This window comes from Streptomyces sp. JW3 (assembly GCF_052216785.1).
GTDB lineage: Bacteria > Actinomycetota > Actinomycetes > Streptomycetales > Streptomycetaceae > Streptomyces.
In genome coordinates, this window is record NZ_JBQOUX010000003.1 from 89,595 (window position 1) to 109,957 (window position 20,363).

Consider the following 20,363-nt stretch of genomic DNA (forward strand, 5'->3'; position numbering starts at 1 on the left):
GGTGGCCGGCGCTCCCGCCGCGGCGGGGTTCACCGGTCCCACCACCGCACGCCGTCCGCCGTACAGCGCCGCGCGGCCGTACCCCGCTCGTACGGCAGACGTCCGTCGGGCATGCGGACCACCTCGACGTACAGTCCGATGGCGGTACGGACGTACACCCAGCGGTCGCCGGCCAGGGGCCCGTCCCGGATGGTCTCGGGGGCGCCGAGCACCGTGCAGCCCGGCTGCGCGGCCAGATACGCGGCCGCCGCGTCGACGTCGTCCACGTACAGCGCGAGGTGGTTGCCGCCCACGTCGCTGTTGCGGGGCCAGTCCCGCCGGCCGCCGGGGAAGCCGTTCAGCTCCACCGAGTCGGTGGGACCCAGGCGCAGCGCGACCTGGTGCAGGGTGCCCTGCGCGGGCACGCCCAAGGACCGCGCCAGGCCGGGGTCGGTGAGATCGGCCGTGGTGCGGTAGAGACGTTCGGCGCCCAGGACACCGGTGAAGAAGTCCTCCGCCGCGTCGAGGTCCGCGACCGTGCACGCCAGGTGGTCGACATTGCGGACGCCGGGCAGCGCGGCGGCCGGGGCGGAGCCGTCGGCACGGTTGTGCCACCGGTCGCACGGACCGAAGCGGCGCGCCGGGGTGTGCCGTTCATACGGCAGGTCCGCGGGTACCGCGCGCAGCTCCAGGGGCATGCCCCAGGGCGTGGTCACCCGCACCCAGCGCGTTCCCGCCGCGGGATGTTCCGGGGGCATCGTCCGTACCGGGCCGTAGGGATGCCACGGTCCGCGCTCGCGCACGGCCGCCACGGCGGCGTCGACGTCGGTGACGTACAGGCCCAGGTGGGTGCTGCCCACGTCGTGCGGGCGCGGGGGTGCGGCGCGGTGATCGGGCGAACCGTAGGCGAACAGCTCGAAGTTGGTGGTCGGTCCGAGGCGGACCAGGGCTATCTCCGTGACGGCCCGGGGATGGACGTCGAGGTGCTCGCGCATCCAGTCGTCGGCGTGGCGCAGCGGGGGCAGCCGGTAGACGAGCTCACCGCCCAGCACCCGCACCGTGAAGTCGACCGCCTCGTCGAGGTCCGGCACGGTCAGGGCCATGTGGTCGACCCGGCGCGCGGTGGGCACCCCCTGGGTCGCGGGGGCCGGGGCGGCGGCGTCGGAGGTGTCGCGCTTCGTCGTCACGCGCTGCTCCTCGGGGTCGTGGGACCGGTGGGGGCCGTGGGGGTGTGCGGATCGGGGCTCCCGGCTGTCGTCGCCGTGCGGGGCCGGCCACCGCTCTCCGGCGTCCGGATGTGCCGGTCGATCAGCAGGCGGCTGCCCTCGCGGACCGGCGTGAGGGTCAGTCCCGCCGTCGCCGGGTGCCTCGCGAGCAGTCCGCCGGCCAGGCAGGTGGAGGCGGGGCGGCCCGCGTAGCGTCCGTGCGCGCGCGGCTCTCCCACGACCAGCCGCGCGGGGGCACCGAGTTCCCGCGCGATGACGGCCGCCCAGTCGGCCCGCGAGATCCGGTCCGGGCCACCCAGGTGGAGCAGCGGCGGGGGTGTCCGTGCGGCCGTGACGAGTGCGGCGGTCACGTCGACCACGTCGTCGAGGAGCACGGGGGTGGTCCACTGGTCGACAGGTGCTCTGACCTGTTCTCCGGCCAGCAGACGGTGCGCACAGGAGGCGAAGAAGTTGAGCCACTTCGGGGTGTCGGCGGGCTCCCAGCCGTAGATGAGGCTGACCCGCAGCACCGTGACGCTCGGCAGGCCGGCCAGGATCTGTTCGGCGGCGAGCTTCGCCCGGCCGTAGGCGCCTGCGGGACCGGTCGGTGCCGATTCGTCGGGCGGGGTCACGGCGGTGCCGTCGAAGACGTTGTCGGTGGAGATGAACACGACGCGCCGTCCTCCCGCCGAGCGCGCCACCTGCCGGGCGGCCTCCGCATGACCGTGCAGCGCCGCGTCGGGATGCTCCTCGCACCAGGTCGCGTCCGAAGGGCCGTGGACGAGGACGACGGAGTCCGCCCCGGTGTCCTTGAGCGCGCCCGCGAAGGCCCCGTCCTCGGTGATGTCGAGCGGTATCCAGTCCGCTGCGGTGCCGTCGCGTGGGGAGTCGTGGGGGAGGGGCGGCCTCCGTGAGCCGAGGACCGCCCTGCCACCGGATTCGGTGAGGTGCCGGGCGAGTGCCCGGCCCACGAAGCCGCTGCCGACGACGAGGGTGTTCACGCGCCTCCTCCGCTCCCGGCCGCGGCGGGCAGTGTCCCGGCCAGCATGCGTGCCATCCCCAGCAGACAGTGGTCGTCGTCGGCGGCGCCCAGCGCGAGCATCGCCCGGATCTGCTGCTCGTCGAGCCCGAAGCAGCCCAGCTTGGTCAGCTCGTCGCCGAGCAGCGTGACGAAGCGGGGACCGAGGGCCACCGCGAAGCCGCCGATGAACAGATAGCGCCGGACGCCGATCGCGGTGAAGACGCAGTTGACCGCCATGGCCAGCGGGAGCAGACAGCCGCGCAGCACCCGGGTCGCGAACGCGTCGCCGGCCCGCACGGCACGGGCCAGGTCCTGGTTGGTGATGCCGTCCGGGCTGCCGTGCGCCGGCCCGGTGAGCGCGGAGCGGGCGAAGCCCTCGGGGTCGGCCGCGGCGGCCCGGTGAGCCGCCGTCAGCACCCCGCGGCCGGAGGCGATGCCGCCGAGGTGGCCCCGGCCGCCGCACTCACAGGGCACGGCGTCCTCCCGGGGATCGACGCGCCAGTGGCCGATCTCACCCCCGTGCCCGGAGTCCGAGACGAGCACCTCGCCGTTGCGGAAGACCTTGTGCCCGATTCCCGAGCTGATGGTGATCAGACAGAACGGTTCGGGTTCGGCGCTCGCGTAGCGCCACGCCGCGGCGGTGATGTCGTTGGCCACGACGACCGGTACGGCCAGCCGCCGCCCCAGGACGGCGGTGATGGGCAGCGGGGCCGCCGGACCGCCCCACAGCGTGGGTCCGGCCAGCACGGTGCCGTCCTTCGTCATGGGTCCCGCGAAGGACACCCCGACCGCGCTCGCACCGGACCCTTCGGGCGTGGCCAGGTAGGCATCCAGTTCGCGGGTGAGCTGCTCGACCACCCGGTCCTGCAAGTCCTGCGCGGACGCCCCCCGGTGGCGGTCCAGGCCCTCGGTCGCCATCCGGCGGACCGCCTCGACCCGGTCCGACCCTTCGGTGACCCGTCCGATGCGCAGGGTGGTACCGCCGAGATCGGCGACGACGTACCGGCGTGCGGCGCCCGTCGCGAGGGCGGGTACGGACAGCGTGGTCATGAGACGGCACCTCCGAGAGCCCCGACCGGGTCGCACTGCTGCACGGTGCCGTCCTCCAGGAGGATGGCGCTGTCCAGGCGGGCCCCCTCCGGGACCACCGACCCGGGCAGCAGCACGCAGTCCCGCACGCTCGCCCCGGCCGAGACGGTGACCCCGGGATACACCACGCTGCGCTCCACCCGCCCGGCGTTGACCAGGTCGGCGGGGACGATGCTGGTGCGCACGGCGTCGTCGCGGGCGAGGTAGCGGCGCGGCACCGCGGGGCGCACCGTGAGCGGCAGCTCGGCCAGGTCCATGGTGGGGGCCTCGCCCAGCAGAGCGAGGTGGGCCCGGTGATAGCGGTCGACGGTGCCGATGTCCTCCCAGTAGCCGTCGACCTCGTACCCGCGGATCCGCTCGCCCGCGGCCAGCATGGCCGGGATGACGTCACGGCTGATGTCGTGCTGCCAGTCCGTACCCTCCAACTGCTCCAGGCAGCGGTGCAGGGCGCCCGCGTCGAAGACGCAGAAGGCGGCGAACACCAGGTCGCTGGTGGGCTCCGCGGGCTTCTCGACGAACTCGGTGAGGTTGCCGGCCGGGTCGAAGCCCACCATGCCGAACAGGTGCACGTAGCGGTGCTCGATGCGCTGGTAGGACACGGTCAGCGCGGCCCGCTCGGCGCGGTGCCGGCGGATCATGGCGCCGTAGTCGAACCGGTAGACGTGATCGGCATGCAGCACCAGCACCTCGGAGGTGTCCGTGCCGAAGACGTACTCGGCCTTCCTGATCAGCGCGTCGGCGGTGCCGCGCTCGCCGGGCCAGGTGCGTTCGGGCAGCCGGTCGGGGACGCCCGCCGGGCACTGGCGGTACACCTCGTCGTACGGTCCGAAGTGCACCCGGAAATCGCCGGGGCCGCCGTTCCACACCGTGTGCAGGTCGTCCATCAGCCGGCGCTCCTCGTACTGCGAGAGCAGCAGCGTCTCCCGGAAACCGGAGCGGCGGGCGTTGGCGAGGCTGAAGTCGATCAGCCGGCTGGTGCCCCCGAACGGGACCAGCGGTTTGAGCCGGCCGCGGCCCAGCGCACCCATCCGGCGGCCCTCGCCGCCGGCCAGCAGAACTGCCCGTACGCCGTCCATCTCACGCTCCCCGGTTTCCGCAGGACACGGCCAGCGTGCCGACACCGCCGCCCAGGTCCAGCAGGGCGGCCAGGGCGGCGTCGAGTTCCGCACGGCTGACGTCGTTGACGAAGCAGGCCCGGCCGATACCCACGGGCAACGGCAGCAGCTGCCTGCCGTCCCGGTGCTTGACGGTGTCGGCGAGACCGCGTGCCATGAGGTCCGCGGTGCAGACCGGATGCCAGGTCGGCAGGGCGAGACCGCGCATGACGCGCAGGACGCGCTCCAGGTCCGCCCGGCCGAGCAGCCCTCGCCGGTGGGCGAGGACGGAGCTGAACGCCATGTCGATGCAGACGGCCTCGCCGTGCAGCAGCTCGGGCAGGGCCGTCATCTCGAGCACGGGGGAGAAGGAGTGCCCGAAGTCGACCAGGCGCTGCAGTTGGTGTTCCCAGAGGTTGGAGTGGAGCTCTTCGAGCATGCTGTGGATGGCGCGGGCCATGACGTCCTCGGCCGCCGCGCCGCCGTCGGCGGAACCGGTGGCCTGCATCCGCTCCTCGATCAGGCGGGGGCCGTGCGCCTCCAGCTGATCGAAGAGCACCGGGTCCTTGACCATGGCCATCTTCAGGACCTCGGCGAGCCCGTTGCACAGGTGCCGGGGGCAGAGCGTGGCCAGGAATTCCCGGTCGTCGAGGGTGACGGCGGAGGGGTGGTAGGTGCCCAGACGGTTCTTGTGCTGGCGGAAGTTGACCCCGGTCTTGGCACCGATCCCCGCATCCACCATGCCGATGAGGGTGGTGGGCACGCGCAGGTAGGGCGTCGAGCGCCGGTACAGGCTCGTGGCCAGGCCGACCAGGTCGGTCAGGACACCGCCGCCGATGGCGATGACGGGCTCGCGGCGGCGGGAGATCCCGAAGGCGTCCATCGCGGCGACGATCTCGAAGACCGTCTCCATGCTCTTCACGGACTCATGCGCGTCGACGACGAACACCTCGTGCGCGACGGCCTGTCGGGTGAGGTAGTCGCCGATCCGCGCGCCGTGGAGCGCGTGCACGGCGGCGTCGACCACGACGAGGCGCCGTCCGGGGCGCGTCCCCTGCGGGACGCCCGCAGTGGCCAGGGTGGGGTTCGCCGGATCGAGCAGACCCGTGCTCAGTACCACCTGGTAGCTGACCACCTCGCTGGTGGTGACCTGCCAGGTGTGGTGCGGCGTTCTGGCCGCGGGCCTGCGGGACCGTGACGCCTGCAACATCGATTTCGGTAACGGCTCGGGCTGGACTGTCATGTCGTCATGCCTTTCCTCGCATCAGGGCATGGCGATGCCAGACCTGATGCCGGTGGGGGGACTCGGCCCGCGCCGCTCCTCGGGGAACGGCTGACGGCTGACGGCGTTGCACGGCGCTATCCGGCTCGTGCAGACCACCAGGACAGGACGACGCTGTCGGCATCGAGGCACGCGGGCTGCGCCATCGACTGCTGCGCCTCCCGGAAGGCCGCCATGGTGGCGGTGAGGTCGTCCGTCGCGACGGTGAACACGGCGAGGTGGCTCAAGTCGCCGAGCCGCGGCGAGCCCTCGCTCTGCACGAGGGAATAGCGCTCGGCGGTGACGAAGCCCGGGACCTGGAGCACCTCGTCGAGATGGAATTCGTCGTACCAGCGGTGATACTCGGCTTCCATACCTGGTGTGGGCCGTGTATGGACAGCGAGGAAATGACTGGCCAATCTGCCTACCTGGGAATTAGCGGACTTGGTGTGCGTCCTAGATGCCGTCGATTCAAGGCGAAACAACAGTGAACAGTCAAGTGCCGGGGTGCCGCATTCTGGTCAGACGCTCGCGCCTCATCTGTAACACAGGTCACATGCTTCACAGGCGCCGTGGCTGCGGAAGGTGGCTGACATGGTTCCTTCCGGGACGCCGTGCCGGAACCGGGCCGACGGCGGTTCATGGTGGACGATGCGACGCGAAGATGCTGGTCAAGGGCGTGGTGGGCTCCAGTGACCACGGCCCGAGCGTCCCGTGGGTGCGACGGGCCGGCGTCGCCGGGCGTCTTGGCCGCGGGCCGGCTGCCCGAGCCGGGTTCCGGCGCGAGTGGAACTCCGTGGGAAACCGGCCTGATGGTGCGGTGGCTGATGAAAAGTCACCCGTGCAGTATTCGTTTTCGCTATGCGTGCCGCAGGCCAACTAATCGAGCGTGGTTGACAGTTGCTCGAATCCGCACGCATGCTTGTGATTGGCTTGTAAATGCACCCGCGTGACACCGAACCGTGTCCGACTGCCGGTCGCTGATCTTCGAGGGACAACACGCCTATGAGCAAACACGAGGGAGACCGGGCCGAATTTTTCGGGGCGGTCATCGAATGCAGACACGGAATGCCGAGGTGCCGGTGATGACCACCCCCGCGCTGTCCGTCACCGCCGTGGGCGGTCCCTTCGTCCCCACCACCGTCAGCCGCCGCGAGCTACGCGCCGACGACGTGCGGATCGAGATCGCCTTCACCGGGATCTGCCACAGCGATCTGCACCGGGTCGACGGCGAATGGGGCGGCGGCATCTTCCCGATGGTCCCCGGGCACGAGATCACCGGTGTCGTCACCGCCGTCGGCGAGGACGTCTCGGGGCTCCGGGTCGACGACCGCGTCGGTGTGGGTGTGATCGTCAACTCCTGCGGGGAATGTGGACCGTGCCGCGAGGGCCGGCAGCAGTTCTGCGCCGCGGGGGTCGTGGAGACCTACAACTCCCGTGACTACGACGGCTCCGTCACCTACGGCGGCTACAGCCGGGGCATCGTCGTCCGGGAGGCGTTCGCGCACCGGCTGCCGGAGGGCATGGAACTCGCGAACGCCGCACCGCTGCTGTGTGCCGGGATCACGGTGTACTCACCCCTGCGCCGCTGGGGCCCGCTCAAGGACAGGAGTGTCGCCGTCGTCGGAGTGGGCGGACTCGGACACCTCGGGGTGCGGATGGCGGCGGCCATGGGGGCCGAGGTGACCGCCGTCAGCAGGAGCACCCGCAAACACGCGGACGCCCGGCGCCTGGGGGCCGCGCACGTCCTGGCGGCCGACGGCCCGGACGCCCTCGCCGGCGCCCGTGACCGCTTCGACCTGATCCTCAACACCGTCTCGGCCCCGCTCGCCATGGACGACCACCTCGCGACGCTCCGACCCGGAGGCGTCCTGGTCAACGTCGGCGCACCACAGGCCCCGATCAGCTGTCAGCCGTCCTCCCTCATCGACGGCAACAAGGCGATCGCCGGTTCGATGATCGGCGGACTCGCCGAGACCGGGGAGATGCTCCGGTTCTGCGCGGAGCACGGCATCGGGGCCCAGGTGGAAGTCGTCGACGCGCGGAGTATCGACACCGCCTACCGCCGGCTGCGTGAGGGAGACGTGCGCTTCCGGTTCGTCATGGACGCCTCCACCATCGGCAAGTGAGAGAAGGGCTGGACCCGAGTGCCGTCACAACAGGGGTTCCGGAAGTTCCCGAACGGTTTCACGTGGGGCGTGTCGACGGCGTCGTACCAGATAGAAGGCGCGGTGCACGAGGACGGGCGCGGACCGTCGATCTGGGACGTCTTCTCGCACACCCCGGGCGCCACCGCCCGCGGCGACCACGGTGACATCGCGTGCGATCACTACCACCGGTTCCGTGCGGACGTGGCACTGGTGCGCGACCTCGGGGCGGGCGGCTACCGGTTCTCGGTGGCGTGGCCCAGGATCCAGCCGGAGGGCCGCGGACCGGCGAACCAGAAGGGGCTGGACTTCTACCGCAGGCTGACCGACGAACTCCTCGACGCGGGCGTGGAACCGTGGCTGACGCTCTACCACTGGGATCTCCCGCAGTACCTGGAGGACCGCGGCGGCTGGCGCACCCGCGACACCGCCGAGCGGTTCGCCGACTACGCCGCGCTGGTGCACGACGCGCTGAGCGACCGGGTGACGTGGTGGTCGACCCTCAACGAGCCCTATTGCGTGGCGTTCCTCGGCATGGCGACGGGCGAGCACGCCCCCGGCGCCCGGGAGGGGCACGGCGCGCTGGCCGGCGCCCACCATCTGATGGTCGGCCACGGTCTCGCCGTGCAGGCCATGCGGGCGCAGCGGCGCGGCGAGGAGAAGTTCGGCCTCACCCTCAACCTGACCGAGGCCCGGCCCGCTTCCGCGGATCCGGCCGACCGGGCCGCCGCCGAACGCTTTGACCTGATGCACAACCGGGTGTTCACCGACCCGATCCTGGGCGGCACTTGGCCGGCGCTGGAACACCGGGTGTGGTCCGACATCACCGACTTCGGCTTCCGCGAGCCGGACGACCTCACCCTCGTCCAGCAGCCGCTGGACTTCCTGGGGATGAACGTCTACTGCCCCACCTACCTCAAGTCCGCACCCACCGCGGACCCGGACCCGCGCTCGCGCACCGCGGCCGACATCGACGTCGTGTCCGCGGCGCCCGGTGACCTCCCGCGCACCGCGATGGGCTGGCCGGTCGACCCGTCCGTGCTCACGCAACTGCTCCGCCGACTGCGCAAGGACTACCCGGGCCTGCCCCCGGTCTACGTCACCGAGAACGGCGCCGCCTACCGCGACGTGCCCGACGCGACGGGCCGGGTGTCCGACCCCGAGCGCATCGCGTACATCGACAGCCATCTCGGAGCACTCCAGGACGCCCTGGCCGAAGGCGTCGACGTCCGGGGCTACTTCTGCTGGTCCCTGCTGGACAATTTCGAATGGGCCTACGGCTACGCGAAGCGCTTCGGCCTCGTCTACATCGACTACGACAACGACCTGCACCGCATCCCGAAGTCCAGCTACCACTGGTACCGCCAGCTCATCCAGGCACAGGACGGGAGCTGACCGCACCGGCCTCGTGCTCACCGAGCGCCGGCACCGCGATTCAGGGCGCCCGCGCGCAGCTGGGCCGCCAGCTCCTGCGGGGACCGCCCCTCCTCCAGCGCCCGCCACACCGTCTCGGCCTGGGTGGGCGGCGCCAGGCCGCCGACCGGGGCGTCCACATCGAGATCGGTGGGAAAGGGGTAACCCTCGGCGCAGCAGTCCACGACGTTGCGCAGCCACTGCCCGTCGGCCCCCTCCGCCTTGCGCTGCCGCAGCACGGGGAAGACCGCGTTCACCATCGGCTCGCGCTCCACGCTCTCCATCGCCCGGCCGAACGGGGAGGAGACCTGGAGCAGATTGCCCACACGCCGGACCGTGGCCGTGCTGTTGTGCCCGGCCGCGTGGAAGAGCGCCGGATTGAAGAAGACCGCGTCCCCCTTGTCCAAGGGCAACTGGACGCGGTGCTCCTCGAAGTAGGCGGCGAATTCCGGCAGGCGCCAGGCCAGATGGCCCGGCTCGTACTTGTGGGAGTGCGGCAGATACAGCGTCGGCCCGCTCTCCACCGGCATGTCGCAGTGGGCGACCGCGCCTTGCAGGGTCAGCGCCGGCGCCATCAGATGCGTGAGGCGGGGAAAGGCTGAGGCACGCGCGTTGGACAGGAATCCGAAGTGGTAGTCACGGTGGACGCGCTGCGCCGCCGCACCGGGATTGACCACATTGACCTGCGAGGTGACCTGGTATCCGGGACCGAGCCAGGCGGCCGACACCAGTGCGACGATATCGTTGGCGTAATAATCGGCAAAAACTTCGGGTGCTGTGCGGGCGAGTTTTTCCAACGCGTTCCACACCCGGTCGTTGGTACCGGGCTTGGCGTAGTGGTCCCCGCGTGCGGTGCCCGAGGCGCGTTCCTCCTCGATCATTTCCAGGAAGACGCCGGTGGCGCGGTCGACGATCGACAGATCGGTGAAGGCGCACTTGAACACGGCCACCCCCGGTCCCTGCGACAGCACGCGGTTGATCTCTGCCTGGAGTTCGCGGCGGCCCTCTGCGGTGGCGGCGAGCGAGGTCAGACGCCGGGAGTCGTACAGCGGGACCTCGTGTTCGATGCCGTCGGCGGTGGGGCAGAGGCCGGGGTCGGTGGTCCGCTCGACGCAGGCGCGGAAGTCATCGAGGCGGCAGTCGGCCTCACTGAGCCAGACCTGCGACCTCGTGTTCACGACAGTCATGGTGATCCTCATTCACGAATGGGCGTTCCCGCAAGCGCCGCCGCCGACGAGTACTTCCTGACGGTGCTCCGAGGCGGTACATGTCGAATACATTGCGAATACATGGCGCGTGTGTGGTGGCCCCCGTCGTGGATATGAGCTGCTATTACCTCGGTGAGCTGGGGAGACGACGTACTTCCGCCGCGCCGTCGCAGCCGCCTCGTGAGGTAGTGCGGTTTTGATCCGGAGAACAAGGGCACACGACCCGTCGCCTTGTGCTTGCCCGGTGCACATGCGTCCCATCGTGTCCCGTGAGCCCAGTCACGAGGTGCTCTGCTGTGTACGTGCTGCCGTTTGAGTACCAACGGTCCTGTTCCACTGCTCACAGGAGAACCGCGTATGAAATTCGGGCTTTTAGGACCGCTCGAAGCAGAATTCGCCAACACGCACTTACCCATACGAGGCGGGCGCAGAGGCGCCCTGCTCGCCACGTTGCTCGTCAACCCGAACCGCACGGTTTCGATCGGCGGACTGCTGAGCGCGATCTGGCCCGCCGAACCGCCGACTTCCGCCCTGGCCAACATCCGCACCTACGTCTACGAATTACGGCGCCAACTGCGGCGGGCCGACGGCAGCAAGGACAGGCTGAGCAGCCGGCCCGAGGGCTACCGGCTGACCGTGGACACCGACGAACTGGACCTGCTGCGCTTCCGGTCCCTCGCCGAGGCCGGCCGTCGCACGGCGGAGCACGGGGACCACCGCGCGGCCGAGGAATGCTGCGAACGCGCGCTGCGCATGTGGCGGGGGCGCCCGGCGGAAGGACTGGAGCTCGGGCACTCGCTCACCGCCAAGCTGACCGCGCTGGAGGAGGAGCGCTGGTCCGTGGCCTCGGGCCGGATGGACGCCCTGCTGGCCCTGGGCCGACACGCGCAAGCCGTCTCCGGACTGCGCGGCATGACCGCCGAGCGGCCGCTGTGCGAGCGGACCTGGGCGCAGCTCATGATCGCTCTGGACGGCGACGGCCGCAGCGCCGAGGCCCTGGCCGCCTACCGCCAGGCCCGGGCGGTCCTGGTGGAGGAGATCGCCGTCGAACCCGGCGCCGAACTCCAGCGGCTGCACGCGGCCATCCTGCGCGGCGAGGCACTCAACACCGCCCCGCAACGCCCCCCGGACGGCCCGCCGTACCGGCCGGCAGAGGTACGGCTGCTCGACAGTGCGAGCTGCAATCTGCCGCCTCGCCCGCCCCACCTCGTCGGACGCGGTGACGAGCTGCGCCGACTCGACGCCGTAGCAGCCTCGTTCGACGACGACCACAGCCGGCCCGACGCCGCCGTCGTCTCCCTCTCCGGTCCGCCGGGAGTCGGCAAGACGGCCACGGCCCTCGCCGCCGCCTACCGCCTGCGCCACCACTTCCCCCAGGCCCAGCTCTTCGCCTCCTTCGACGGGACGGGGGACGCACCCAGGTCCTCCACCGACGTCATCCCCGAACTGCTCGGCGCCCTCGGCCTGCCACCGTCGGCCATCCCCGCCAGCCCGTACGAGCAGCAGGCGCTCTTCCGGTCGATGATCGCCGACCGGCGCACACTCATCGTGCTCGACGACGTCGCCCACACGGCTCAGATCCGACCGCTGCTGCCGGGGATCGGCCGCTGTCTGGTGTTGGTCACCAGCCGTCCTTCGCTGGTCGACCTCGACGCCGACGTCCATCTGTCCCTGCCCCTTCTCACCCGGTCCGGGTCGGCCCAACTGCTGACCGCCCTGGTGGGCCAGGAGCGGGTGGACGCCGAACCGCGGGAGGCCGCCCGGGTCGCCGACGCGTGCGACGGACTGCCCCTCGCGCTGCGCATCGCGGGAGCGAGGCTCGCGGCCCGGCCGGCACTGTCCCTGTCGACGATGGCCCGGTCCCTCTCCGACGAGCGGACCCGGCTGAACGAGCTGGTGGAGGGCGATCTGTCGGTACGGGAACGGCTCGCGGAGAGCTTCCGCGTGCTCGACTCGGCGACCCGGGACGTCTTCTGCCGGCTGAGCGGAGCCGACGCGGCGACCGTCACCGTGGACTCGCTCCAGGACGAGCTGGGCCTGCCGGAGGCGGTGGCCGAGAACGTGCTGCACGAACTGGCGCGGTACCACTTCCTGCTCCCGGTCGGCGAGGGGCCGCCGCGGCACCGCGTACCCGATCTCTGCCGCGCGTTCGCCAGGACTTCCCCGGGCGGCGGGAACGCGCCCGCCGCCGAGGGCCACGCCTGTCTCCCCAACCGATCGAGGAGTTGGCAGCGATGAGTTCTTCCGTCCCCGCGCCGGTGGACGACGCGCTGGTCGGGTCCGCTCCGCGAGGCGCCTTACGGGCCCGGCTGTCCGTCAGCCTGGTGTTCGCGATCATGGGAACGACCTTGGGAAGCTGGTCGGCCCGCACCCCCGAGGTGCGGCACTCGGTGGGGCTGAGCGACACCGCCTGGGGGGTGGCCAACACCGCCTCCACCGCGGGAGACCTGGTGTCCCTCGGGATCGTGACGGTGCTGATCGGGCGGGTGAGCGTGCGCCGCCTGACCCTGGCGGGCGCGGTCCTGATGCTGGTCAACGCCCCGCTGATGGCCTCGGCCACCACCACGGTCGCCCTCGTGGCGGGGCTGGCCACCTGGGGATTCGCCGCGAACCTCCTGTCCACCCCGATGAACGCCCAGGCCGTCGAAGTCGAGCGCCGCTACGGACGGCCGCTGATGTCGACCTTCCACGCCTGCTTCAGCTTCGGTGTGCTGGGCGGCGGACTGCTGGGCACGGGCGCCGCGTCGCTGGACGTGGCGCCCAGCGCCCAACTCGCCGTCAGCAGTGTGCTGCTCGGCACGCTGCTGCTGGTGAGCGGTGGCTGGCTGCCGGACGGTGCGAAGGCGCCCCCGCGCGAGGGCCGGTTCGGCGACCGGGTGCGCCATCGTTTCACGCCCCAACTGCTCCTCATGGGCGGCGTCGGCTTCCTCACCTCCTTCGTCGAGGGGACCACCAACCAGTGGAGTGCCCTCTACACCGCGGATTACCTGGGCGCGGGAGGCGCCGTGGCGGCCGCGACGTACACGGCCTTCGCCGTGGCCGCCGCCACCGCCCGGACGGCGGGGGACCGGGTGATCGACCGGTTCGGGCACCGCAGGTTCCTCCGGATGTCGTCCCTGACCGCCATGCTGGGCGCGGTGATCATCGTCGCGTGGCCGCACCCGGCGGCGGCTCTGGCAGGCTTCGCGGTGCTCGGTCTCGGTGTGGCGTGCGTACTGCCCAGCCTGTACGGCATCGCCGGCAGGCAGCCGGGACTGACGGCGGGGGAGGGCGTCTCCGTCGTCAACATGGGGCAGTGGCCGGGCTTCCTGCTGGCGGCTCCGGTGATCGGTGTGTTCGCCGACCTGACGAACCTGCGGATCGCCCTGGGCATCCTCGTGCTGTCGACCCTGTGCGTGGTCCTGCTGGCCGGCCGGATCACGGTCGCCGCGGACTCGCCGGGAACGGAGAAGGGAACGGAGAAGGCAACGGAGAAGGCGACGGAGAAGGCGACGGAGAAGGGCGACGGAAACCACCTGCCGGATCACTGACGTCGACCGGCAGGGCCCCGTGCAGGTGGGGCGACCCGCCGTCCCGAGGCGGTGTCCGGCAGCTCGGGCGGGCCGTGGCGGTCACGGCCCGCCCGCGCCGCGGTCAGCCCGCCAGGGCGGCCAGCGCCGCACGGTCGGTCTTGCCGTTGACGGTGACGGGCAGTTCCCCGATGGCGAGCACCCGGCGCGGAACCATGTAGGCGGGCAGCGCCTCGGCGCAGAATGCCTGGAGCCGCGCTTCATCGTGGGCCCGCGTGCCCGGCGTCAGAACCACGAAGGCGGTGAGAGCGGCCTCCTCCCCTTCGGCGGACGGCCGACTCAGCACGGCGGCGGCGTTCGCGACCTCGGGCAGGTCCAGCAACCGTCGCTCGACCTCGCCCAGCTCCACCCGGTTGCCGCGGATCTGCACCTGGGCGTCGGCCCGGCCGACGAAGTACAGTTCACCCCCTTCACCCCGGTAGGCGAGGTCGCCGGTGCGCAGCACCCGCTGCCCGGACCGGGGTTCGACCGGATCGGCCACCAACGCCGCGGCGGTGGCCTGCGGATCGTCCCAGTAGCCGCTGAAGAGCGCGGGGCTGCGCAGATGGATCTCGCCCACGGCGCCGGTGTCGTCGACCGGGCGGCCGGCGTCGTCCACGAGGGTCATCTCGGCCCCGGGGTGGGCGAACCCGATGGACAGCCGCTCCAGGTCCTCGGGCATCGGATCGGGCACGTCGGTGAACGAGCAGGCCATCGACTCGGTGGCGCCGTAGCAGTTGATCAGCCGCGCCTTGGGCAGGGCCTGCCGCAGGAGGGCCAGCTCGTGCAGCGGGAAGTCCTCACCGCAGAAGAGCACACCCCGGATCGAGTCCACCTCCGCCAGTCGCGGCAGGAGGTGGCGCAGCACCTGGCGCCAGATCGACGGCACGCCGTTGACCTGTGTCGCCCCGGTGTCCCTGAGAACCCGCAGAAACCGTGTCGGCCAGCGCAGCAGATTCCTGGGGACCGGCACCACCGCGGCTCCGCTGCCCAGCGCCAGGCCGATGTCCAGGAGCGTGAAGTCGAACTGGAAGGGCGAGGTGGTGGCGACCCGGCCCTCCGGCCCGACGATGCGCTGGCTCAGCATGCCCCGGTAGAACGACACGACGCTCCGGTGGCTCATCACCACGCCCTTGGGCCGGCCGGTGGTTCCGGAGGTGAAGATGATGTACGCCGTGTCGGTGCCGGTGAGTTCACGGCGTCGGCGGACCCGCGGCGCGGGCCGGCGCTCGATCCGCAGCCCGTCGGCGTCGAACCGCCCGGTGCCGGTCGCCTCCGGCCATACCGTGCCACGCGTGCCGTCGGCGCTCTGCAGGCAGAGTGCGGGCTGCGTCGTGGCCACGATCAGGGCGAGCCGTTCGTCCGGTACCTCGGGGCTGGTCGGGATCACCGCCAGACCCTGCGAGGAGCAGGCCAGGAACAGCGCGATGGCCGCGGCCGAGGTGTCCGCTTCCAGGACGACCCGGTCGCCGATGTCCAGCCCCAGCTCGGCCAGGACGGCGGCGTACTTGTCGGTGAGCGCCCGCAGCCGGCCGTAGTCGGTGGTACGCACGTCACCGTCACCGGCGAACTCGATGACCGCCGGCCGCTGCGGCGTCCGGTCGGCGGCCGCGAGCATGAACTGGTGCAGGGTCTCGTCGGGGGTGTGCGCCGGTCCGGTGACCGCGGCGGGGATGCTCATCCGTCCTCCTCGGGGCGGCGGCCCCCCGACGGCGGCACGCCGTCCGCGAGGGCCAGGGTGTGCAGACGGTGGTCCAGCAGGACCAGGGGACGGCACGGGCCGGTGGACAGGCTTTGAACGGTGCCGATCAGCAGCGTGTGGTCCAGGACCGGTACGGTCTCGCGCACCGCGCAGACCACGCTCGCCGAAGCCTCCGCCAGCACCGGCACACCGTGCCGGCGGACGTACGGCACCCCGGCGAAGCGCTCGTACGGATCGCCGGTGGCGAAGCGGCCGACCAGGTCGGGCTGCTCCTCGCTGAGGACGTTGACCGCGAACGCGCCGGCCGACAGCAGCTTGGCGCACGTGCGTCCGGCGGTGCTCAAGGAGACGAGCAGGGCCGGCGGGTCGGCGGACAGCGACAGCACCGCCGTGGTGGTGCAGCCGACGGGACCCTGCGGTGTCGCCGCGGTCGTCACCGTCACGCAGGTGGCGAACCGGGACATGGTGCGGCGGAAGGACGACCCGTCGGACGGGTCGGCCCATTCGCCCCCTGGGCGCGCCTCGCCGGGTTCCGTCAGTCCGTCCGGCACCGCCCGTGTCCTTTGCCGGGACTGCCGCGCGGTCAGTTCACTCATGCCGTCCGCTCCTCGGTGGGCTGAAGTGTGCTGGGTGTCTTCGGTCCAAGGGCCGCCATGGCGTGGGCGACGTCGGTGAGGGCCTGGCGCATCACACCGGGGCGGGGCCGTCCCCGCTCGGCCGACTCGACCGCGATCCGCAGCGCGCGGGGCAGCTTCTCCCAGCTCGCCGCCGCTGCCGCCGCGGCGGCCGGCGACGCGGCTGTGGCGCCCCGCGCCGCGAGCCGGTACCGCTGGTGGCGCGCGGCTGCCCAGAGGTCGTCCGCGTGGTCGGCGAATATCCCTGCGTCGTCCGTGAACCGGTCCGCCAGGAAAGACATGACGTGCTCCGGATCGGTCAGCCAGTGCCCCGTCGCAGCCGGCGCCGGCCCGCTCGTCCGCTGCCGGACCAGCCAGCGGTAGTGGCCGGCGGGCGGCACCGCGACCACCGAACCGAGCGCGTACGCGTCGCGCAGCGCCATCGCCCGCGGCAGTGCTCCCGGCGGGGTGAGTGCCGCCCGCAGCCCGTCGTCGTCCAGGCGGCCGTCGTACGGGTGCTGTTCGCCCAGGGGCAGCAGCGCGGCGAACCGGTCCAGCACCCGCCAGGACCCGTCGTGGTGATCCGTCAGCAGCAGCCAGTGCGGTACCGACCGGCGGCCGAACTGCGGAGCCCAGGGCAGGTGACGCGTGTTGCCCACCGCCAGCACCGCCCCGGTGTCCGCCAGTTCGGCGAGCAGCGCGGCGCGCGCCACATCCCACTCGGCTGTGCCGCGGTAGGCCAGTTCCCGCCCGCCGGCCCGGTCGATCCGATCGTGCTGGGAGAAGGCGAGGCGGCCGTCGGGCAGATCGGTCCGCACGGCCAGCCGGACGGCCTCGGCCAGCCTGTTCCCCGGCTCCGGCACGCATCGGGTCAGCTCCAGATGGGCCAGCAGGCTGGAGGTGTAGCAGCTCAGTTCGGGCGGGGGACGGCCGGTGCCGGACGCGGTCCGGTCCAGCCGGGACGCCGGGAGAGACATCGCGGTCCTGCCTTTCGAGGGTGTCGCTCGGGTGGTGGGCGGGGGGTTACGCAGGCGGCTCGGCGACGCGCGGGCGGAGCCTTCGCCACGCGTAGCTCAGCGGAACCGCGGACACCTCCCGCAGACTGCGCCAGTGGACGTCGTGCCAGGTGCCGCGCAGGCCGCCCGGCGGTACGTCGATCGTCCAGGGCCGGCCGGACAGTCCGCTGCCCACGGCTTTCACGCAGGCTTCCTGGGCGGTCCAGATCCAGGCCAGCTCGGTGCCGCGCCCGGCGGGCGCGAGCGTGGCGAAGTGATCGCGGTGACCGGCGGCGCACCGGCGGACCAAGACGTCGTCCGCCTGTTCCGGCGGGTGCTGGACGTCGATGCCCACCGCCCGGCCCGCTCCCACGCACACCGCGACCGACGGGCCGTCGTGCGAGACGCTGACGCCCAGGGACGGATGCCCCGCCAGGAAGGGTTTGCCGTTGCGGCCGGCCGACACGGCGGCCCCGGCGGCCGCAGGCCGTACGACGGCCAGCAGGGCGCGCAGCAGGGCCCGCCCGGCCAGGAACTCCCGGGCACGCCAGTCCGGCAGGCCGCACGCCACCGCGAGGTCCCCGGGATGGGGACGGCCGGCCGGCTTCCCGTCGACACGGCCGGTGGCCACCCATACCTGCGGCTCGGCCTCCAGTACCGCCGGGCCGGCCGCCCCGCCGGACAGCGGCGCGACGGCGGACAGCGGGGCCGCGTCACCGGGGGAAGCGGCCGGCCGGCGGGTCACGGAGCCAGTTCCGCGAGCAGGGTGTCGGCGGAGTCGGCCACCGCGGACAGGACCACCTCGGTGGCACCGCCGCCGACGCCCCACAGCGCACCCTGCGCCCGCAGCCACTGCGCGCCGGACCGCGCGAACCCCTCCGCCCCCCGGAAGTGGGCGCACTCCGACAGCACGTGGTCGACGGTGGCGGCGGCACTGGCCTTGAGCAGCGCCGCGGCGGCCACGTCGTGGCGTTCGGCCACCCGCGGGGCGAGTTCCCGGGTGAGGGCGCGCAGTTCACGGACACGCACCAGGCAGACCGCGAAGCGCTGCCGGATGACGGAGCGCTCCCACAGAGGCTCCTCCAGCACCGTCCGCCCGGACAGCCACTGCCTGGTTTCGGCCAGTACACGGGCGCACAGCGCGGTGCCCCACAGCGCGCCGGCCAGCCGTTCCACCGCGATGTGCGCGGCGAAGTCGGCGAGCCCGCGGCCGGGCCGGCCGGCCAGGTACTGGCGTGGCAGCAGCACCCGGTCGAAGGTCAGGTGGCCGGTGCCGGACCCGTTGAACAGCGCCGTGTCGGCCGGCTGCGCGGTGACGCCGGGGGCGTCGGCCGGTACCAGCACCCAGGTGAAGGCGGTGAAGTGCCGCCCCGGCCGGTGCCGGGTCAGGACCAGGAGGTGGCGGGCGGACGTGGCGCCGGTGATCCACCGCTTGGTGCCGTGCACCTCCACGGTGTCGTCCCCGATGCGCACTTCGGTGGTGAGCGCGGTCAGGTCGGAGCCGGAGCCCGCGTCCGTCGCGGCCAGCGCGACCGGCGGTGCGCCGGCCAGCGCCCCGGCCAGCACCTCGTGGGCCGGCCCCGCCGGGCCGGCCGTCGCCAGCAGCGGCAGCGCCGTGGCCAGCGCCACGCACAGCGACAGAGTGGTGCCCACGGCGAACCGCTCGTCGGCCGCGGCCAGCAACGTGGCCAGGCCGTCCGGGTCCACTCCGCCCGCCGGGTCGCCCTGGCGGTAGGCCGTGTGCAGCAGCCCGGCCTCGCCCAGCGCCGCCCACACCGCCGGGCCGTCCGCGTCCGGCGGCAGCGGCGCCAGCACCTCCGAGGCGGTGACGGCCGCGCGCGCGGCCGGCGGCGGCACGCTCATGCCGCGTCCGAGGCGCCGGTGTCCCGGCGGGCCGACTCCACGGCCCGCCACAGGCTTCCGGCGGTCGCGAAGGTGGTGTCGTTGAGGTCTTTGTCCGGCAGCGACAGGCCGAAGGTGTCCTCGATGGCGAAGAGCAGCTCGATGGACTTCATGGAGTCCAGACCCAGCTCGTGCAGTCGTGAGTCCTCGGTCAGCTCCCGGCCGCCCAGGTGCTTGAGGAAGGGTGCCAGCATTTCGGTGAAGCGCGGGTCCATGGTGACTACTCCTAGCGAGTGGTGTTCTGGCGGGTCGCCGTATCGGCGTCGGGGGAGGTGCCGGGGGCGGCGGGAGAGCCGAACACGTCGCGATCCGCCTCCAGCGTGGCCCGTATCCCGGGCAGCAGACCGGGCGGCTCCGGTCGGCCCCGCTGTACGCGGCGCAGCGTCACATACGCCTGGCCGGCCACCTGTTCCCACTGCCGCACATGGTCGGCGACCCGCGGGGAGGAGGCCGCCCCGCCGTGGGCGAGACACACCGCGTGCAGCCGGCGGGAGCGGGCCAGCAGCCAGGTCTCGACGGTGAGCCGGTCCAGGGCGGCCGGCCGGTCGGCGTGGGCGGCGTAGGCGTCGACGTACGGCTCGGGCGGCGCCAGGTCGGCGCGGGGGGCGGGCGCTTCCGGTCCGGACGCAGCCGGTTCCAGACACAGGGTCAGGGTGGCGGCGGGCAGCTCGTCCCAGTCCAGTTCCCACTGGCCGGGCCGGGCGGCGCCCCACTGCGTCTGATTGTCGTAGGCGTCGGTGACCAGGGCTCGCCCGCCCGCGGGTTCCACCAGGAAGCTGTGCTCCATGTGGCGCCGGCCGTAGTAGGGTAGCCATGGCATGCCGTGGCTGTCCCCCACCGCGTAGAGCCGGCCGTGCCGCGCGGCGAGCCGGGACAGTTCACCGGGCGGTGTCCCCGTCCAGCGGCCCGCCTCGGCGAGGCCCAGCCACCGGCATGCCTCGTCCACCTGCGCCAGGTAAGCGGGCTCCACGGTCGGCAGTCCCAGGGGGCCGGGCTCCGGCCTGAATCGCAGGACCGAGCCGAGCAGGAGGTGGGTGTCCGGGCCGTGGTACCGGTCGGCGAGCACCGCCAGGTTGACCTGCACACAGTCGAACAGGTCCGCGCGGACCCCCGAGAGCGCGGTGGTGGCCACGGCCGTCATGCTCACCTCGGCCCCCCGGCGGTCACCGTGTCCACGGGGCGGGC

18 protein-coding genes are annotated in these 20,363 nt (G+C 72.5%); 4 read left to right on the top strand and 14 right to left on the bottom strand.

Annotation, left to right across the window (positions count from 1 at the left end; all coding sequences use genetic code 11):
- Positions 1-29 precede the first annotated feature (29 nt).
- The 6 genes from ACTT8P_RS02650 to ACTT8P_RS02675 form a co-directional block, all read right to left on the bottom strand.
- Positions 30-1,166: a VOC family protein gene (locus ACTT8P_RS02650; protein ID WP_442829851.1), complete on the bottom strand. Its 1,137-nt coding sequence runs from the start codon at positions 1,164-1,166 to the stop codon at positions 30-32.
- A complete protein-coding gene (locus ACTT8P_RS02655) occupies positions 1,163-2,185 on the bottom strand; it encodes an SDR family oxidoreductase (RefSeq protein WP_442829852.1) in 1,023 nt (340 codons plus the stop codon). The genes ACTT8P_RS02650 and ACTT8P_RS02655 overlap by 4 nt, the downstream gene beginning before the upstream one ends.
- Positions 2,182-3,255, bottom strand: a complete 1,074-nt coding sequence (locus ACTT8P_RS02660) for an ROK family protein (RefSeq protein ID WP_442829853.1) — start codon at positions 3,253-3,255, stop codon at positions 2,182-2,184. The genes ACTT8P_RS02655 and ACTT8P_RS02660 overlap by 4 nt, the downstream gene beginning before the upstream one ends.
- Positions 3,252-4,370, bottom strand: a complete 1,119-nt coding sequence (locus ACTT8P_RS02665) for a sugar phosphate nucleotidyltransferase (protein WP_442829854.1) — start codon at positions 4,368-4,370, stop codon at positions 3,252-3,254. Before ACTT8P_RS02665 ends, ACTT8P_RS02660 begins: the two co-directional genes overlap by 4 nt.
- A gap of 1 nt (position 4,371) precedes the next feature.
- Positions 4,372-5,598 (bottom strand): sedoheptulose 7-phosphate cyclase, encoded by a 1,227-nt coding sequence (locus ACTT8P_RS02670; RefSeq protein WP_442829855.1) that lies wholly within the window; start codon positions 5,596-5,598, stop codon positions 4,372-4,374.
- 149 nt (positions 5,599-5,747) lie between these two features.
- Entirely contained in the window at positions 5,748-6,023 is a 276-nt protein-coding gene (locus tag ACTT8P_RS02675; protein WP_442829856.1) for a hypothetical protein, read from the bottom strand.
- A gap of 708 nt (positions 6,024-6,731) precedes the next feature.
- Here ACTT8P_RS02675 and ACTT8P_RS02680 point away from each other — a divergent pair.
- The gene (locus tag ACTT8P_RS02680; protein ID WP_442829903.1) at positions 6,732-7,778 is read left to right on the top strand and encodes an NAD(P)-dependent alcohol dehydrogenase; all 1,047 of its coding nucleotides are present in this window, start codon (positions 6,732-6,734) and stop codon (positions 7,776-7,778) included.
- An 18-nt stretch (positions 7,779-7,796) separates the two neighbouring features.
- Entirely contained in the window at positions 7,797-9,191 is a 1,395-nt protein-coding gene (locus ACTT8P_RS02685) for a GH1 family beta-glucosidase (protein WP_442829857.1), read from the top strand.
- A 17-nt stretch (positions 9,192-9,208) separates the two neighbouring features.
- Here the strand turns inward: ACTT8P_RS02685 and ACTT8P_RS02690 are convergent, their stop codons facing one another.
- Complete coding sequence (locus ACTT8P_RS02690; protein ID WP_442829858.1) at positions 9,209-10,396, bottom strand: phytanoyl-CoA dioxygenase family protein; 1,188 nt, start codon at positions 10,394-10,396, stop codon at positions 9,209-9,211.
- Positions 10,397-10,774: 378 nt separating this feature from the next.
- Here ACTT8P_RS02690 and ACTT8P_RS02695 point away from each other — a divergent pair, with 378 nt between their 5' ends.
- Together ACTT8P_RS02695 and ACTT8P_RS02700 are read left to right on the top strand one after the other, a co-directional pair.
- Entirely contained in the window at positions 10,775-12,655 is a 1,881-nt protein-coding gene (locus ACTT8P_RS02695) for a BTAD domain-containing putative transcriptional regulator (RefSeq protein WP_442829859.1), read from the top strand.
- Positions 12,652-13,947, top strand: a complete 1,296-nt coding sequence (locus ACTT8P_RS02700; protein WP_442829860.1) for an MFS transporter — start codon at positions 12,652-12,654, stop codon at positions 13,945-13,947. The genes ACTT8P_RS02695 and ACTT8P_RS02700 overlap by 4 nt, the downstream gene beginning before the upstream one ends.
- 103 nt (positions 13,948-14,050) lie before the next feature.
- Here the strand turns inward: ACTT8P_RS02700 and ACTT8P_RS02705 are convergent, their stop codons facing one another.
- From ACTT8P_RS02705 to ACTT8P_RS02735, 7 genes are read right to left on the bottom strand one after another with little or no spacing between them, the layout of a single operon-like run.
- Positions 14,051-15,646 carry an AMP-binding protein gene (locus tag ACTT8P_RS02705; RefSeq protein WP_442829861.1) on the bottom strand — a complete coding sequence of 532 codons (1,596 nt, stop codon included), beginning with the start codon at positions 15,644-15,646 and terminating at the stop codon, positions 14,051-14,053.
- Complete coding sequence (locus tag ACTT8P_RS02710) at positions 15,643-16,263, bottom strand: flavin reductase family protein (protein ID WP_442829862.1); 621 nt, start codon at positions 16,261-16,263, stop codon at positions 15,643-15,645. Before ACTT8P_RS02710 ends, ACTT8P_RS02705 begins: the two co-directional genes overlap by 4 nt.
- A complete protein-coding gene (locus ACTT8P_RS02715) occupies positions 16,260-17,258 on the bottom strand; it encodes a hypothetical protein (RefSeq protein WP_442829863.1) in 999 nt (332 codons plus the stop codon). Before ACTT8P_RS02715 ends, ACTT8P_RS02710 begins: the two co-directional genes overlap by 4 nt.
- Positions 17,259-17,304: 46 nt before the next feature.
- Positions 17,305-18,021 (bottom strand): 4'-phosphopantetheinyl transferase family protein, encoded by a 717-nt coding sequence (locus ACTT8P_RS02720; protein WP_442829864.1) that lies wholly within the window; start codon positions 18,019-18,021, stop codon positions 17,305-17,307.
- The gene (locus ACTT8P_RS02725; protein WP_442829865.1) at positions 18,018-19,139 is read right to left on the bottom strand and encodes an acyl-CoA dehydrogenase family protein; all 1,122 of its coding nucleotides are present in this window, start codon (positions 19,137-19,139) and stop codon (positions 18,018-18,020) included. The genes ACTT8P_RS02720 and ACTT8P_RS02725 overlap by 4 nt, the downstream gene beginning before the upstream one ends.
- Complete coding sequence (locus ACTT8P_RS02730) at positions 19,136-19,393, bottom strand: phosphopantetheine-binding protein (RefSeq protein WP_442829866.1); 258 nt, start codon at positions 19,391-19,393, stop codon at positions 19,136-19,138. The genes ACTT8P_RS02725 and ACTT8P_RS02730 overlap by 4 nt, the downstream gene beginning before the upstream one ends.
- An 11-nt stretch (positions 19,394-19,404) precedes the next feature.
- The gene (locus ACTT8P_RS02735) at positions 19,405-20,319 is read right to left on the bottom strand and encodes a hypothetical protein (protein ID WP_442829867.1); all 915 of its coding nucleotides are present in this window, start codon (positions 20,317-20,319) and stop codon (positions 19,405-19,407) included.
- Positions 20,320-20,363 lie beyond the last annotated feature (44 nt).